General features: G+C 44.4%; 14 protein-coding genes and 1 pseudogene. 7 read left to right on the top strand and 8 right to left on the bottom strand.

Annotated elements, in window-relative coordinates:
• Positions 1-140 precede the first annotated feature (140 nt).
• The 3 genes and pseudogenes from CXF58_RS05950 to radC form a co-directional block, all read right to left on the bottom strand.
• Positions 141-1,502, bottom strand: a pseudogene (locus CXF58_RS05950) (dicarboxylate/amino acid:cation symporter).
• A 430-nt stretch (positions 1,503-1,932) separates the two neighbouring features.
• A complete protein-coding gene (locus CXF58_RS05945) occupies positions 1,933-4,842 on the bottom strand; it encodes an acyl-CoA dehydrogenase (protein WP_102076880.1) in 2,910 nt (969 codons plus the stop codon).
• Between the two features lie 387 nt (positions 4,843-5,229).
• A complete protein-coding gene (radC, locus tag CXF58_RS05940; protein WP_068403556.1) occupies positions 5,230-5,913 on the bottom strand; it encodes a RadC family protein in 684 nt (227 codons plus the stop codon).
• A 128-nt stretch (positions 5,914-6,041) separates the two neighbouring features.
• Here radC and coaBC point away from each other — a divergent pair, with 128 nt between their 5' ends.
• Both coaBC and CXF58_RS05930 read left to right on the top strand, forming a co-directional pair.
• Positions 6,042-7,412 (top strand): bifunctional phosphopantothenoylcysteine decarboxylase/phosphopantothenate--cysteine ligase CoaBC, encoded by a 1,371-nt coding sequence (coaBC, locus tag CXF58_RS14225; protein ID WP_068403648.1) that lies wholly within the window; start codon positions 6,042-6,044, stop codon positions 7,410-7,412.
• A gap of 106 nt (positions 7,413-7,518) precedes the next feature.
• On the top strand, positions 7,519-8,301 hold the full coding sequence (locus CXF58_RS05930; RefSeq protein WP_082894226.1) for a sulfite exporter TauE/SafE family protein: 783 nt from the start codon (positions 7,519-7,521) through the stop codon (positions 8,299-8,301).
• A 19-nt stretch (positions 8,302-8,320) separates the two neighbouring features.
• On the opposite strand, the gene CXF58_RS05925 is transcribed toward CXF58_RS05930, so the two are convergent.
• From CXF58_RS05925 to CXF58_RS05910, 4 genes are all read right to left on the bottom strand, one after another.
• The gene (locus tag CXF58_RS05925) at positions 8,321-8,527 is read right to left on the bottom strand and encodes a DUF2905 domain-containing protein (RefSeq protein ID WP_068403553.1); all 207 of its coding nucleotides are present in this window, start codon (positions 8,525-8,527) and stop codon (positions 8,321-8,323) included.
• A gap of 66 nt (positions 8,528-8,593) precedes the next feature.
• Positions 8,594-9,511, bottom strand: coding sequence for a histone deacetylase family protein (locus CXF58_RS05920; RefSeq protein WP_068403550.1), 918 nt, complete (start codon positions 9,509-9,511; stop codon positions 8,594-8,596).
• Positions 9,512-9,642: 131 nt separating this feature from the next.
• Positions 9,643-10,734 carry a type III secretion system chaperone family protein gene (locus CXF58_RS14030; protein WP_228706551.1) on the bottom strand — a complete coding sequence of 364 codons (1,092 nt, stop codon included), beginning with the start codon at positions 10,732-10,734 and terminating at the stop codon, positions 9,643-9,645.
• 68 nt (positions 10,735-10,802) lie between these two features.
• Positions 10,803-11,855: a hypothetical protein gene (locus tag CXF58_RS05910; protein ID WP_227514901.1), complete on the bottom strand. Its 1,053-nt coding sequence runs from the start codon at positions 11,853-11,855 to the stop codon at positions 10,803-10,805.
• A gap of 134 nt (positions 11,856-11,989) precedes the next feature.
• Between CXF58_RS05910 and ccmA the strand changes: the two genes are divergently transcribed.
• From ccmA to ccmE, 5 genes are all read left to right on the top strand, one after another.
• Entirely contained in the window at positions 11,990-12,619 is a 630-nt protein-coding gene (gene ccmA, locus CXF58_RS05905) for a heme ABC exporter ATP-binding protein CcmA (RefSeq protein WP_068403547.1), read from the top strand.
• Between the two features lie 184 nt (positions 12,620-12,803).
• Positions 12,804-13,460, top strand: a complete 657-nt coding sequence (locus tag CXF58_RS05900) for a heme exporter protein CcmB (RefSeq protein ID WP_068403642.1) — start codon at positions 12,804-12,806, stop codon at positions 13,458-13,460.
• Between the two features lie 352 nt (positions 13,461-13,812).
• Positions 13,813-14,601 (top strand): heme ABC transporter permease CcmC, encoded by a 789-nt coding sequence (gene ccmC / locus CXF58_RS05895; RefSeq protein ID WP_068403546.1) that lies wholly within the window; start codon positions 13,813-13,815, stop codon positions 14,599-14,601.
• Between the two features lie 48 nt (positions 14,602-14,649).
• Complete coding sequence (gene ccmD, locus CXF58_RS05890) at positions 14,650-14,871, top strand: heme exporter protein CcmD (protein WP_068403545.1); 222 nt, start codon at positions 14,650-14,652, stop codon at positions 14,869-14,871.
• Positions 14,872-15,126: 255 nt separating this feature from the next.
• The gene (gene ccmE, locus CXF58_RS05885) at positions 15,127-15,627 is read left to right on the top strand and encodes a cytochrome c maturation protein CcmE (RefSeq protein WP_068403544.1); all 501 of its coding nucleotides are present in this window, start codon (positions 15,127-15,129) and stop codon (positions 15,625-15,627) included.
• Positions 15,628-15,746: 119 nt separating this feature from the next.
• Here ccmE and CXF58_RS05880 read toward each other — a convergent pair whose 3' ends face one another.
• Positions 15,747-16,595 (bottom strand): aldo/keto reductase, encoded by an 849-nt coding sequence (locus CXF58_RS05880; protein ID WP_068403543.1) that lies wholly within the window; start codon positions 16,593-16,595, stop codon positions 15,747-15,749.
• Positions 16,596-16,920 lie beyond the last annotated feature (325 nt).

Raw genomic sequence — 16,920 nt, 5'->3', positions numbered from 1 at the left:
ACAGCCTTAAGTTATTTCGTCTATATATCAATTTCCAAACCTTACTCAAGACAGAAAAAAACCTCAGTCCATTTGGCTGAGGTTTTTATTATGCATTTTTATAAGTGACTAATTGATATTACCCACCAGCCATGCTTGGCCTAACCACGTTTAATATCGTCGTATTCACTGCCCATAATGCCATCGCTAAAGACTTCAGAGAATTCGCGCTCGCTGTTTTCATCGATATGACCATCGAAAACGTCTTTTGTACCTGCATCAGGGTCGTTATAAATGGCTAGATCCATTTTGCCTTCTGACTTGGCGACGATAGCGGTTACGGCAGCATCGCCACTGACGTTGACGGCAGTACGCAACATATCAAGGATACGGTCGACCTCTAAGATAAGGCCGATACCTTCGATTGGCAAGCCTACTTGTGCAAATACCATTGAAAGCATAATTAAACCAACACCTGGAACGCCTGCCGTACCAACAGAAGCAAGTACCGACATCAAAATAACGGTCTAATACTCGGTGATGCCCAAATCAATGCCATAGATATTGGCAATAAAAATGGTCGCCGTCCCTTGCATGATCGCCGTCCCATCCATATTGATGGTGGCGCCAAATGGCACGGTAAACGAAGCAACAGAGTTATTGACGCCCATACGTTTGGTGACGGTACGCAAGGTAATCGGAATCGTCGCGTTTGAGCTTGACGTACTAAACGCAAAAATCTGTACTTCGCGCATTTTTGTTAAAAAGGTTCGCACCGATAGGCCTGAAGCAATCTTTAAAACAATCATCATGGTCACAAAGAAATGGAAAGCAAGCGAGCCAATCAATACCGCGACATAACCAAGCAGCGACCAGATAAGGTCTAAGCCAAGCTCTGACATGGCTTTTGCTAGTAGCGCAAACACACCATAAGGCGCAAGGTTCATAATGATGGTCACCATCTTTAAGATGACCTCATTAATAAGCTCCAAGCTTTGCACCAAGCCTTTGGCAGGTTTACCAACCATCAAGATACTGATACCGATTAAGATAGCAAAGAAAATAATCGATAACATATCGCCATTTGCCATCGCGCTGATGGGGTTGGATGGGATAATATTGGAGAATACATCGAGCAGAGGCGGTGCTGATTGCGCTTCAAATGCCGCTTCCGTCTCGATATCCATGCCTTTACCGATGCCAAACAACACACCAAGACCAATCGCAGTGGCAATAGCCAGCGCCGTTGTCATCATATAGATAAAAAAGGTCTTGGTACCGATACGACCAAGCAAGCGAATATCACCGATGCCGCAAACCCCGCAAATAAGCGAAATCAGTACCAAGGGCACAACCAGCATTTTTAGCGAGTTAACAAACAGCTTACCGATAATGGCAAATAAGCCATTGGTCACATAGTCACTAACAAAGCTGCCTTCGGTGTTTAATCCTGAGTAGTTTATAAATAAACCCAGTATGATACCCAGCACCATGGCAACAATAATCTTGCCCGTTAATCCCATATTCTTCCACATAACTACTGTCCTTGGTTGCCGTAACGCGCAGCCATAAATACGCTACCTAGTATATAAGTATCGTTTTTATGCCTATTTTCGTTACGTCTAAAAGTTTGTTATCTGTCTCTGAAGTCAGATTTTGGGGACAATATAAAAGAATTGTTGGGGTAACTGCAAGAAATATTTATGACTAAAACAGCGCAAGAGAATAAACGCACGGTATTTTAATTTTATTTATCGGCAAAAATTTTTAGATTAAATTGAATAACATAAGCAATTTTTGAGTAAATTGATTGGTAGTAGTTGGGGTATAAACAAAAAAGCGAGACTATTCATATTGAATAATCTCGCTTAAGGGCGAACCGATTATGAGCAGAGGTTGGTCTTAGCGGTTTTATACCGTGACTGTTTAAAACCGCAATAACTTCAAACCTTTTTATATCTTGTCATTTTCGTCACGACGTAGACCATCTTGCCACTCAGCATGATTGTCAGGTTTTTCTATGCCACTATCTGTTTCTTTTATCATTTTATCAGAAGTAGGATCAGTTTTATGCAGGCTATGGTTATAGCTCATACGCTCGCTCAAATGGGTTTCTGCATCACGGCGACGCGGATCAAGCGCTTCTGCATCAGGATTTACATCCTTAAAGTCGGCTTGTTCTTGCACTTCTTCGACTGTATCTTGCTCGCTGACCATTTTGACATCACCATCGCTTTCATAGCCGTGGTCTGGGTTGTCATCGCCCGTGGATTCTTGCTTATCAGCAGTGACCGCATCAGCCGTCTGCGTAGAATCATCTGTCGCAACGCCGTTTCTTGCTTGCGCTTGGTTTTTTAATTGCGCGTAATCGGTGAGTTTATGTACCGCATTATCCAAACTGTGCGGATTATCGCGAGGTTGCGCTTCGGCTAAATGCTTATCAAAGACATCGGTTAATAAGGAATCAAAACGTATGGCATTATAGCGAATCAGCTGCTCCGCCTCTGCTTCGGTAATATCACCATTTTGGCTAGCATAAACCACATGATCTTCAAAAGTCAGACCTTCGAAATGGTCTTTATGCTCTGCCTTTTTAAATTTCTGCCATAAAGGCTCTACTTCGAGCAGGGTTTGATAAGCGTTTTCCATGCGACCATTGACATCATCTGGCTCAGTATTGTAATACACCATGGTTTTAAGGTAATCGCGGAATGGATTGGCTTCAAAGTCATCCATAAAGGTATCGCCTAATTGGCGTTTGAGCTCGTCGCTCACTGGGGCAAAGATACGACCGCTTGGGAAAGTGACAAAGCTGACTACGCTTGCCGCCATGCGATTTGGGAAGTTGGCAAACAAGGATAAAAAGGCTTCTTGAATGGTGTAAAGGCTATTTTTTAGCGCCACTTCTGCATGTAAGCGCTCGGCTTCTGATTTAGAACCATATTCATAAAATTGCAAAATCGCTGTACAGATAAATAGATGGGCGTGAATATCTGCTAAGCGCCCAGAGAGCATCTCTTTACGTTTTAAATCACCCGCGAGTAGACCTAGCGCCATATCAGCGGTCAGGGCAAATCCTGCGCTTAGACGATTGATGTCTTTATAATAAGGGCGGGTAAAGCTATCGGCAAAACTTGGCGCATGACTGCTACCACCGACATAACCTGCGACAAAGGCTTTGGCGCCGCGATTAAAGGTATAGCCCAAATGTTTAAAGAATAGATTATCGAACTCTTTAAGCGCGCCTTCTTTATCGTCACTTTGTAGCAATTGTAGCTCATCGAACAGATAAGGGTGGCAGCGCATCGCCCCTTGACCAAAAATCATCAACGAGCGCGTTAAAATATTGGCGCCTTCAACAGTGATAGAGACGGGAATGGATTGATAAGGAATCGCTAAAAAGTTGCGCGGGCCCATTTGTACGGCGCGACCACCGACGACATCCATACCGTCATTAATGACATTGCGCATGGTTTCAGTCGCATAGTATTTTGCCATTGCCGTCATGACCGATGGCGTACCACCTTGGTTTAGACCGCAGGTGACCAGATGACGAAACGCTTCAAGCATGTAAGTGTTACTTGCCATGCTGCTGGTCACGTCCTGAATGCCTTCAAATTTACCGATCGAGATTTTGAATTGCTCACGTACTTTTGCAAATGCCCCAACGGTCAAATAGGCAACTTCACTGGCCGACGTTGATAGCGCTGGCAAGGAGATGCCGCGACCAACGCCCAAACATTCCATCAGCATCCGCCAGCCGCGACCAGCGTTTTCGACGCCGCCGATAATATAATCGAGCGGAATAAAGACGTCGTTGCCATCGACCGTCCCATTCATAAATGGCGAGCCAACTGGATTATGCCTTGGTCCTGTAATGACGCCTTCGTGACTGGCAGGCACCAACGCACAGGTAATACCGTAATCAGTCTTTTTAGGGTCACCAAGTAGACCTTCGGGGTCATACATTTTAAAGGCTAAGCCAACGACGGTAGCGATAGGCGCTAGGGTAATCCAGCGCTTAGAAAAATTCATACACAGACCGAGTACTTGCTCGCCTTCATGCATGCCATAGCAAACCACGCCCGTATCAGGAATTGCGCCAGCGTCAGAACCCGCCTCAGGGCCGGTCAAACCAAAACAGGGGATTTCATCACCTTTGGCAAGACCCGGTAGCCAGCGTTGCTTTTGCGCATCGGTGCCATAATGCATCAAAAGCTCACCAGGGCCAAGTGAGTTTGGCACCATACAGCTGACAGCAGCTGTCGGTGAGCGCGAGGCAATCTTACTCATCACGCGGCTTTGCGCATACGAGCTAAACTCCAGTCCGCCATATTCTTTTGGAATGATTAAGCCCAAAAAACCATTGTCTTTGATAAAGCGCCACGCTTCTGGTGACAACTCTTTATCTTCATGGTGAATTTTCCACTCATCAAGCATCGCGCACAGCACTTCGACTTCATTATCGATAAAGCTTTGTTCTTCTTCTGACAATTCAGGGTACGGGTATTTAGCGAAGGTATCCCAATTCGGCGCGCCCATAAATAGCTCTTTTTCCCACCAACTGGTACCAGCATCGAGCGCTTCACGTTCGGTATCACTCATGCTTGGCATGGCGCCGCCCAAAGCTTTATAAACGGGCTTGGTAATCAATGACTGACGCAGCGGAGTGAGCAGCAGCACCAAGCACAGTAATGCAATCGGTATGCCTAAGATGAGCGACCATGGACTGATAAAGGCGGTGACGAGGACGGTAACAAGGGCGACGATACTACCGGTGACACGCGATAAGGATAATAAAAAGATGGCCAAGACCATGGCTAACTGAATGAGGATTGCCAAAATAAAAAAGCCAATGGCCATGACTGTCTCCTTGCTAACGCCGAATACACCAGCGTAAAATTTAAGTGAATAAAAAAATGCAATAATGTGAATTATTATTTTAATTTTTCATTATAGCTGGGCTTAGAACAAGCTCATTTATGCTACAAATTGAATATCTGTGTTGGACTTTATTTAAAACTTAAGCTTGTTGATATCTACTGTATAAAAGCTCACGGAGCAAAAATAAAGTAAGCTACCAATATGAAACAGTTGTTTATAACTATCAAGAGCCAAAATGCTACGCTATGTCGATAATATGTATCAGGCGACAGTTAAAAGGTGCTAGCTAAAAGGTCTCAGGCAAAAGGTCTCAGGCAAAAGGTCTCAGGCAAAAGGTGTCAGGCAAAAGGTGTCAGGCAAAAGGTGTCAGGCAAAAGGCGCTAGGCTTTTCTCAGCGTACGAGAGCGTTTCATTGCGCCCGACGATGATATGGTCAATTAAAGACAAATCTATTAAGTCGCAGGCTTTTTTTAGCTCATAAGTGAGTAGGTTATCGGCCGTTGAGGGGGTAGCGTCAGTATGAGGATGATTATGAGCGACGATAAGCTGGCTGGCAGCGTGGCTCAACGCATGGCGTAACACATGTTTGATGCAAACCGAACAAGAGGACATTCCGCCAGTAAATAGTATCTCAAAATTGATTAAATTTAGCGCATTATCTAAACATAGCACGGCAAAAACTTCACGAGATTCACCGCGCAACTGAGTACTGATATAGTCTTTGACCATTTGCGAGCGTCCAAGCGCATGACCAGTTTTAAGCTGACTGTCCAAATAGCGCGTACCCATCTCAAGCGATGCTAGAATCTGCGCGTACTTAGCAGGACCGATACCGTGACAAGCAAGTACCGTCTCTTTTGGTGCGGCCAACAGCTCAGCTAGGCTGCCAAACTGCTCTATTAAATGCCGAGCAAGCTCAATGGCCGATTGCGACTGGGTACCTGTACGCAAAAATATCGCTAATATCTCGGCATCAGATAAGTGAGCGGCACCAAATTTCAGTAGCTTTTCACGTGGCCTGTCATCTTCGTGCCAGTCTTTAATTGCCATTGTTACTCCTTAACAAAGGATGGATGCCAGATAACGGAGATAAATCTACAAAACTTCCCCTAACTTATCGCATAATTGTTACTATAAGCGCAATTTTTATCTTTCATTTTTTTATTGATGCCATGCTTATGTCAAATATTGTGCTTGCTATCACTGGCGGTATCGCCGCCTATAAATCTGCTATTTTTGCCCGTCTTTTAGTCAAAGCAGGCTTTGATGTGCGCGTCATTATGACCACAGGCGCGCAAGCCTTTATCACGCCGCTGACCTTGCAGGCTTTGACGGGTAATGAGGTACATATTTCATTACTTGATGAGCAAGCAGAGGCGGGAATGGGACATATTGAGCTTGCTAAATGGGCAGACTTGATTGTCATTGCGCCTGCTTCCGCCAATACCTTAGCGCGGCTGGCGATGGGCATGGCAGATGATTTATTGACCACGGTCTGCTTAGCAACGACTGCGCCGGTTATCATTGCGCCAGCCATGAATCAGCAGATGTGGGCGCATCCAGCGGTGAATCTCAATGTGCAAACTCTGCGCGATATGAATTATCAAATTATTGCACCTGCCAGCGGCGAGCAGGCATGCGGTGACGTCGGAGCAGGGCGCTTGCCTGAGCCTGAAGATTTATTAGCGGAAGTGCAATTATTTACCGCCATGCAAACCACGCCGCAGCTTTTAGCCGGTAAACGCGTGGTAATTACCGCAGGGCCGACCGTAGAAGGTATCGATCCGGTGCGCTATTTATCCAATCACTCTACTGGCAAAATGGGTTTTGCTTTAGCCCGTGCTTGCGTGGCCGCTGGCGCAGAGGTAATTTTGATTGCTGGTGGCAAAGTTGCCTTGCCAACACCGCTTAATGTCACGCGCATTGATGTGTTATCAGCGCAAGATATGTTGATAGCCGCACAGCAATGTGTTAATGGGACGCATAGTGCGCTACAGTATTTGCCTGAAGACGCTGATGAGCATTCTCATGAACATAGCCATGACCATTCTCATCATCACGATGACTGTGGTTGCGGTGAAGAGCATCAACATGAACATGCTGAAAATGAGAGTGCGGGTATCAAGGTTGCTGATATTTTTATCGCCACTGCCGCCGTCGCCGATTATCGTACCCTCGATGCCGCGCCGCAAAAAATCAAAAAAACCCAAGATGCCATGACGCTAAACTTGGTTAAAAACCCTGATATTTTAGCGACGATTTCTCTTGCCCATCCGGAGCTGTTTGTCGTGGGTTTTGCAGCAGAAACGCAAGATGTTGAGCGCTATGCGCGTGGCAAGCTGCTATCTAAAGACTTAGATTTGATCGCTTGTAATGACGTTTCGCGCGCCGATATTGGTTTTGCCAGTGACGATAATGCCATGCAAGTGTTTTTCTCCGAGCGTTATGAACACGATAATGTGATTCTTGAAAAGGCCAGCAAAGATGAGATTGCCGAGCAGTTAGTTACTATTATTGGTGAGACCATTTGGCAACGTCATCAAGCATAATTAATCATAAGAAACGGTCTACTTATGCTGATTGCGCTGTTGTCAATGTCAGTCGCCGATATCTATCATCACTATCGTTATTAGGTTATAAGTTTCTATGACTCATATGACGAATATGATGGATAGCGATAGTACCCAGACGTTATTGCTACTGGCAATTTTTGCGCTAGCATCATTATTGCATGGTATTAGCGGACTGGGTGTGACGTTAGTAACCACCACTGCACTTGCCAGTATTTATCCGTTACCGCATGCGATTGTCTTGGTGATTTTCCCGTCGTTATTGCTCAATGCCATGACGTGGTTAGCAGGTGGCGGACGCAGTATTTGGCAAAATTTCATCTATTACGGTAGGCGCTATTGGTTATTGGCATTGACCAGCCTGCTCGGTAGTATGCTCGGTGCCAAGCTACTGCTGTGGGTCGATAGCGCATATATTCTATTGGTATTAGCTGCGGTGATTGGCTTTTATGTCAGCAGTAGCTTGCTCGGTAAGCAAATCCGTCTGCCCAATACCAAGCCTGTGTTGATTATCGTTGGACTTAGTGCTGGAATAATTGGCGGTGCGACCAATGCTATGTCGACCATACTCATGATGTATTTACTGTCCGCAAGTGACGATAAGCATACCATCGCCAAAGTTGGCAACATGTGCTATTTCTTGGGTAAGGTTGCGCAAATTATTGTCTTACGTGAACCTATCATGGCGCTAAGTGCTAATGAGTGGCAGCTGATTATCTTACTGAGTGTATTGTCTATCGCTGCGCTGTTGGTTGGGATTCGCTTGCGTCGCTATTTACCGCAAGCCCGCTTTCGTCAGCTTATCTTGTTGATTCTTACCGTTCTCGGTATTCGGGTTGGCTGGCAAGGCATAACAGCGTTGCTATAAACTTAACGCTTAAACAAGTTTAGCGATTAAATAGATTTAATATTATAGTGGCAACGATACTGATAATAATCATGGTGACCACTGGAAAGTAAACTCGCGTATTGCCTGAGGTATGTTTGATATCGCCTGGCATATTGCCGAGCCACGAAAATGCATTTGGAAACAGCAGCCAAATAATGCCGATAATAACCAGCAAAATTCCTACACCAATCAATATTTTTGCCATTTAAACTCTCGCTAATCTTTCTAGTTTTCTTACGTTATTTGGTCATGGCTTTTTCTAAGTAACACCTTAATCAATCAATTCTGCAAAAAACAGCTGCTGTGCCAAACGAAACGTATTACAGTGCGCCTCAACCACGTCTTCAATATCTTCTGAATAGCCGCCGCCCATGACGATAGCCACGGGAATATTGGCCGCTTTAGCTTGTTGTAGGACAAACGCATCACGCGCCTTACAACCCTCTAGCGTCAGACTAAGCTTGCCCAATTTATCGGTTGCCAACACATCGACCGCAGATTGATAGAACATCATATCCGGTGCAAACTCATGGATTAAGCGTGGCAGCGTATCCTCTAATATCTGTAAGTATTCTGCATCAGCCGTATCATTATCCAGCTCGATATCTAAGTCTGATACTTGTTTGCGAAACGGGTAGTTTTTTGCGCCATGCATACTAAAGACAAAAACGCGCGGCTCATCCGCCATGATACTGGCGTTGCCATTACCTTGATGCACGTCCAAATCAACGATTAAGATTCGTTGTGCCTGTCCACGATTTAATAATAAATTGCTGGCGATACAAACATCATTAAACACACAAAACCCCTCGCCATGATCGGCAAAAGCATGGTGAGTGCCGCCCGCGACGTTCATCGCCACGCCGTATTGCTGCGCATATAACGCACATTCATAGGTGGCATGGGCAATATAACGACCACGCTCTACCAACTCTGGCGTCATCTCAAAACCAATGGCGCGCGCTTCTTTACGTGGTAAGGTTTGGGTTTTAAGCTGCTGCCAATAGTCCGCAGTATGCGTGGTTAAAATCTCCTCTTCGCTCAGACGTTTTGGGGCAAAAAAATTATCGCTAGTGATGGTCCCTTCGGCCAGTAAACGCTCAGGAATCATCGTATATTTTTGCATGGGGAAGCGGTGTTTTTCGGGTACGGAATAACGAAAAATATCAGAGTAAGCAATTTTTAGCATAGTATTAACGTATGTCTTTTAAAAAGTAATTTAAGAATAGAAGGTAAAAGAATAGAGAGGTTTAAGCGTTTTGAAAGTAGAGGATTGGTGAGTAATTGTAAGAGCGACAAATACTGAGTTTGCGCAATGGATTACTGAACAAACTGCGTAGGTAAGAAAAAGGTGCGCGCATCCTCTTGTCGATGTAGCGCCATCAGTAAATCTTGCAATTCTGTAGCAGGATTTTGATTGTTGACCAATTCACTAAATATCTCATAAGTCACCGTGGTCATCGCGATGACACTTTGTAATAAGTGCTCAATGATACTTTCATCCATACCGACCGCTTCGACATCGATGGCGTTTTTGTAGCGTATTTCGCCATCATTGATATCCATTTCGAGATTGCCAATCAGCATGTCGTAATTAATTTGGGTAATCAGTAACATGGCGGCGCTTTGATGGCTTTCGGGTATTAAGAACGGCAAAACACCATAGACCGCTAGCAAGTTGTTATGTTCTTGCACGCGAAATAGGTAGCCGCAATCAAGATTTTTATTGCGCATTCTAAAAGACAAATAGTGTGATTGCTGGCTGTCGTTATTATCGCTGACACTGCTTTTAGGTCGATAATGGTTATAATGCCATTGTTGATCGTCGAAATACTGCTTAAGATAATTGACAATAGGGGTGTCATTGAGCGCAGTTTGCTGCGTCATGCTGTCTATGTCATTATCAAAATCAAAATAAGCGTCAGTATCAGTATCAGTATCAGTATCAGTATCAGTATCAGTATCAGTGTCAGTATCAGTGTCAGTGTCAGTGTCAGTGTCAGTGTCAGTGTCAGTGCTGCTATCTAAGCGACTATCAAGATTGCTACTAAGGCTGCTATGAATAACCTCATCGAAGTGATTATCAAAGTGGCTATCAACGCTCTGGTTTGCGTTACGGTTCACATTATGGTTTAAGTCAGGGCTAGAGCCGATAATATCCGTATCATCATTGTCATTATTATCACTGTCTTTAGGATAAGTTTGAATACTATCTCTTTCATTTTTTGAAGGATAAGCATTGTTTTTATCCTGTTTTGTCAGACTTGAATCTGAACTCAAGTCCGAGTCCAAGTCCAAGTCCAAGTCCAAGTCGTTATCAATCTTCGTGTCGTCAATAGTAGCCTGTTCAGTTGCCATACTAAGCAACTGCTTGATTCTTTGCCATAAGCTGAGTTTAGAAGATTCGCTCATAGATAATAGCTGACTAATAAAGGGTGAATAATAAAATTTTAAAGAAAACCGTACGCTAAAACAGCAGATTAATTGCTGCCAAATACCAGTCCTGCTTTGATACTAGGCTGGGCGTAAAACGCTTGCAGCATCTCTGTTATATGCGCCGTAAACCATGAGCTTTCAAGAGCGTCCGTGACGACAGGGAGCAGGGCGGTACTCAATTGCGTTATTGCCTGCTCATCGATGTGTAAACTTGCCGCGATAGTAGCTATGCTATCGGCCTGATGGTTGCTATACCAAGTATCGACGCTCGCTGCCACAAGGCTGTGCAAGTAAGGCGATAGGCGCAGACGGTTGTAGCTTTGTTGAATACTATTTTCAATATGCGCGATACTGCTATCGTTTGGCTCATCGCGTAAATAGGTTTGGATTTCGCTGATTGGTTTTTCTTTGATACGCCCCCAACCGGTGACCAATAAGCGCGCAACCTCTTCGTTGGTTAAATGCGCTTGGGCGTTGGCTTCTGCTCGGCGTGTTAAATCTTTAATATTGCGATGCAGGTAGGACTGCAGTTTTTCATCAAGATTGCGGTTGGTGGCTTTTTCAAACGAGCTGCGCCCAAGTTTCATCAGTTTACCAGCAGGGCCCGCTTTATCTAGCGTGGATTCCATAAAATCGTTGATAGCGTGATACAGCGTTTGCGTCAATAAATCAGCAAAGGTTTCATTGCCAACCAGCGTATGCACCAAGATATTACGCTGCTCTTCATGACTGCCGACATAGCTGGCTAGGATCTCAACTTGGCTGTCATCGACCAATTCTGATAAAGGCACATTATCATTAACCGGATGATAAATAATAGTATGCAAAATATCACGAATATCGCGTCGTACTACCTCGCTTAGCGGCTGCTTGAGAAACCAGTCATTAATAAGATGCTGCAAATCATCGCTACTGATATATTTGCTCAATGGCTGCTCGCCAAACCACTGCCAAGCCTGTGTTGCTAAAGGCTGGGCTTGCGCATGCAGCCATTGTTGCATAAAGGCAACTTGCGCCTCGATTAAGCGGTCGAGCGTTAGGTTGGTGCTCGTAGCACTTTGAGTGTCTAAATTTTGGCTATCTTTTGAAGTCTGCATAGGTTTTGAGGTCATAGTAATCGACAATTTGTTATACTGTGGGGTTGAAGTAAGCATAAAGTATTATGCCACGAACATCAGCGGTGTTTGTGATGAATATTGCCTGCTGCTTAATAAATAAATGAGAGGTTTGGATGACGGCTCTGAATACAGCTTTACTTGCGCTTGATAAGCTAACGGTTCAGCGCGGTGAAATTCCTTTATGTGAAGGCGTGACGCTCAATCTGGCGGCGGGTAGCATTTGTCACTTGGTCGGTGCTAATGGCACGGGTAAAACGACGCTACTGATGCAATTAGCTGGGTTATTGCCAGTGCTAAGCGGTGAGGTTATTTATCAAGGGATAGCAAACTTGCCCGTGCAGCCTTTATATGTATCGCATCAATTGGGCATTCATCCAAACCTGACCGTCGCCCAAAACCTCACTTTTTTGCTTAATTTATATGGCATTAGTTCAAGTACAGCTGAGATCGATGACGCCCTTACATGGGTAGGGCTGCAGGGTTTTGAAACGATTAGCTCAAGCCATTTATCTGCGGGGCAAACACGGCGCATTACCCTTGCACGGCTTTATTTATTAACGCCTGAGGTCACGCCTTTATGGCTACTCGATGAGCCATTTACCGCGCTTGACGTCGATATGGTAGCACGCATGGAAGATAGGTTGCGCGAATTTGCTACGGCTGGCGGTGCGATACTAATGACCAGTCACCAAGCCGTCGGCGTTGCCAATCAAGTGCTCGATTTGTCCGATTATATGGTGTAAATGCTATCAATATAACTGCCATGAACATCAATCTAACTGCAACAAGCGTCAATATAAGTGCGACACGCATGAGTGGAAGAGCCAATAAATGATAGACACTAACAGTGCAGTAAAAACCGTGAATACAAGCTCGGATGCTAATACTTCAAATGTTAATACAGCTGCTGTGCGCGGTATCAGTTTTATGCAGCTTTGGCGGCGTGAATGGCAGGTCAAGCAGCAAGGCGCGGTGCAGTGGTTATATCCTTTGGTACTGTTCCTAGTGATTATCACCTTGTTTCCGCTAGCGGTTGGTAGCGAGCCTGCTTTACTGCAGCGCCTTGGGGTATCGGCAGTGTGGATTGCGGCATTACTGTCACTGGTAATGGGTGTTGATGGCTTGTTTAAGCCTGCGCTTGATAATGGTACGCTTGCGCAGTTAGTCGTCGCTAAAGCATCGCTGCCATTATGGGTGCTGATTCGTTTGGTTATTCACTGGATTTTTAGTAGCGGCATTGTGGCAGTATTAAGTTTGCTCGCCGTGCCTTTATTTCAGCTAAGCTGGTTTGAGGCATGGATATTGATGGCGTCTATTATTACTGGTAGTCCGATGCTGCTCATGCTGTCAGCAGTCGCCAGTAGTTTGACGTTATCACTAAAAAACGGCGCGGTGCTGGTACCTTTGATTGCCTTACCGATGCAGTTGCCGGTATTGATTTTTGCTACTGGTGCGGTTGATTTATTTGCCACAGGTCTCAACGGCTTGCCGATTTTAGCGTTATTATTAGCAGGTAGCATCATTTCGATACTGGTGATGCCATGGGTGATTGCAATGACGTTAAAAATGGCATGGTTAAATTAACAATTAATGTTGGCATGTTATATTCAGGTCAATATTAAAAAGAGGCAGCGGGGCTGGGATAAATTTTTCGTCGCCTCTGTCGGCGTAGGCACAGCAAGCAAGAAAAATTTGCACCAGTCACGCGGCATAGTATTGTCTATCCTTTTCATTTAGTATCGACTATATACCTTTTCTGGTGAAAGCCCTTTATCTTAACAGCATGATGAAAACTGGCAACTTTGCTATAATAGGCTATTCAACAAATAATCACGTGTAGATTCTATCCAGCGTTTAACGTCAGCAAGTTAGCGGGTAGGCGTATGAATCATGCGTTTTACTCGATAATCACCAGCTGCGCAATAGGTTTATTCCCATGCCCAACCTGAATAATGTCTCATCTCCTAGCCTGTGGCAACGCATTTGGCAGGTCTTTTTGACCACTGTGGGTACTAAGCAGTTTTTTCGTATCTTTGCACCTTGGGTTAAATGGCTCGCGATATTAGCCGGTCTCTGTCTGTTCATCGGTAGCGTTTGGGGCTTGGCATTTGCGCCGCCGGATTATCTGCAAGGTAATAGCTATCGCATTATTTTCATCCATGTACCCGCTGCCAGTCTCGCTATCTCTATTTATTTTGCCTTAGCGGTACTTGGTGTCATTTATCTGGTATGGAAAATTAAGACCGCAAGCCTTGTAGCTCAGGCACTGGCTCCGATGGGGTTTTTGCTTTGTGTGATTAGTTTACTCACAGGTTCTATATGGGCAAAACCGACGTGGGGGACGTATTGGGTTTGGGATGCACGCTTGACGTCTATGCTCATTTTGGCGTTTTTGTATGCTGGGGTAATGGCGTTGTTTGCGGCCTTTGAACATACCGCCAATCGCGGTAAAGCGGCGGCTATTTTGTCTATCGTTGGCGCGGTGAATTTGCCTATTATCAAGTACTCAGTGCAGTGGTGGAATACCTTGCACCAAGGTTCAACCTTTACCCTGACGGCGGCACCAAAAATGTCGGCAGATATGTGGCTGCCCTTACTACTAATGATTATTGGTAGTTATTTACTGGTCGCCTCATTGGCCATTTATCGGACCAATACCCTGATTTTATATCGCGACCAAGGCAAAGCATGGGTCAAAGAATACGTTCGTAGCCAAAATAAATAATCCTAAAATACAACCATAAACCAAGCAAATAACGGCTAGGGAAATAAAATGCAGCCTTACTTTTATAGCGTCTCTGAGTTTGTTGCCATGGGTGAGCATGGCGTGTTTGTCTGGTCATGCTGGGCAATTACGGTTGGCGTGATGCTGTTTTTTATTATTTATAGCCGCCGTCAACGCCAAGCGCTTATCAAGCAGCTATCCATTCAGCAAACGCGTCAAGCACAGCGCGCTGCCAAGACCCCTAATTCTAAAACCAAACAACCATCCTAAACAAATCTTCTTAAAAAATTCTTTTTAATATCAAATTTTTAGCCTATCAAATAATAATGCCTTACTGGTAAATATATGACCGCATCGGTTGCTAGGGGGCTTATTGATTTGGGCAAAAAATGCTACCATATAGGTATTAGAAAAGTACGGTTAGACGGGCTTATCATTAAGTCAGTCCAATAAGCATTTCTTTAATATTTTCTGTTTTGCAGACGAGTGGTTTGTAGAACAGCGACTCATCAATGAGGTAGTGGTATGAACGCAGTTCGTCGCAAAAAACTGATGTGGGTTATGTTTACGCTTGCAGGGGCGGCGATTGCCGTGGTATTGGTGATTTATGCCATTGGGCAACAGACCGATTACTACTTTGACGCCACCGCCATTGCGCAAGGTGAAGCGCCTCAGGATAAGCGTATCCGCGCTGGTGGTATGGTCGTTGCCGGTAGTGTCCAACGGGCGCCAGACGACCCGTTAAGCGTGGAGTTTGCGATCACCGACTTTGAATCAACCGTGCCGGTGACCTATCAAGGTATATTGCCAGATTTATTCGCTGAAAACTCAGGCGTGGTAGCAACGGGTAAAATGCAAGGTGATACCTTTGTCGCAGGCGAAGTATTGGCCAAGCATGATGAAAACTATATGCCGCCAGAAGTGGCCAAATCGATGAAAGAAAACAATCGTAACGGCGCCATACCTTCTTCTGAGCAATACAATCCTGCCGAAAAAGTGCATAAGACCGATACTTTGCAGCAGTAACAACGCTGACAATACAATTATTAATAGTTATCGTAAAAAGTATTAAACATAAAAAAAGCCAGTGACCTTTATCACTGGCTTTTTTGTGCTTATTTTCATTTTTACATTACTATAGCTTACTAATCATCCCATTCTGGTGAATAATCTGGATGCTTAATTTTACGCCCATCGCTACGCGCTAAGCTACCGATTTTCTCAAGCTCATCCGCACTGAGCGTTACCTTGACAGCATCTAAGTTGCCTTGTAAATGGTCGGGGTTAGAGGTTTTTGGAATGGCAATACGTGCCTTATCAGATAAAATCCACGCTAGTGAAACTTGCGCTGGTGTAATCCCATGCTTATCAGCAATGTCTTTAATGATTTCATTATCAAACACATCACCACGAGCAAGCGGCGAGTAAGCTTCTAATAAAATATGGTGATTGTTTAAAAAAGTCTGCAGGGTGTTTTGCTTAATAAAGGGATGAAACTCAACCTGATTAACCGCAATCGGCACATCAGCATATTTTTTAGCCTCGATAATATTGGCGATATTAAAGTTAGATACCCCAATATTACGAGTCAGCCCTTGTTTTTGTAGCTCGCAAAGCGCTGGCATCGTTTCAGACAAAGGCACCCGATCATCAGGCCAATGCAGCAGCAGTAAATCAACATAATCAGTATCTAAGTTTTCTAGCGAGCGCTTGGCCGCAGCGATAAGTTTTTCTGGTTCAAACTTCATGTCATCAGGAAATATTTTCGTCGTTAAAAAGAACTTATCACGCGCGACGCCTGATTGCTTAATGCCTTTTCCCACCTCGACTTCATTATCATAAGCTTGGGCAGTATCAATATGCTCATAGCCCATTTGTAGCCCCTGGCTGACCACATCGATACAGTCTTGTCCCGTTGATTGCCATGTACCCAGTCCGAGTACCGGAATGTTCGCTTGTCCAGCGGTGCGAATATTATAAGTTTTAGCACGCATATTATTATCCTTGTTTTTTTGTGATTTATTAATGGTTCTTATCGTTATTAATAGAGAATTTGAGCAGACATATAAATTTCTTAGATTTTATTAAGCGTCGATTTTTATTAAATCAAAGCTTATATTAAGGCACATTCTCTATTAGGCTTAGCCACTATAAAAAGAAAATAGGCTAAGTGAAAGAGCAGGTGACGCTTTCCTACAAACCACAAACAGGCTGTAACGTCATTGCGAGTCGTTGATTGTACCCATTCAATAAAATTTAAGAGCAAAAAAGCCCACTATTCAAAATAATGGGCTTTTTCAAATTAAGGCAATTTTAACT

It is taken from the genome of Psychrobacter sp. Sarcosine-02u-2, from assembly GCF_002836335.1.
Classification (GTDB): domain Bacteria; phylum Pseudomonadota; class Gammaproteobacteria; order Pseudomonadales; family Moraxellaceae; genus Psychrobacter; species Psychrobacter faecalis.
This window is presented reverse-complemented; position numbering and strand designations above follow the sequence as displayed.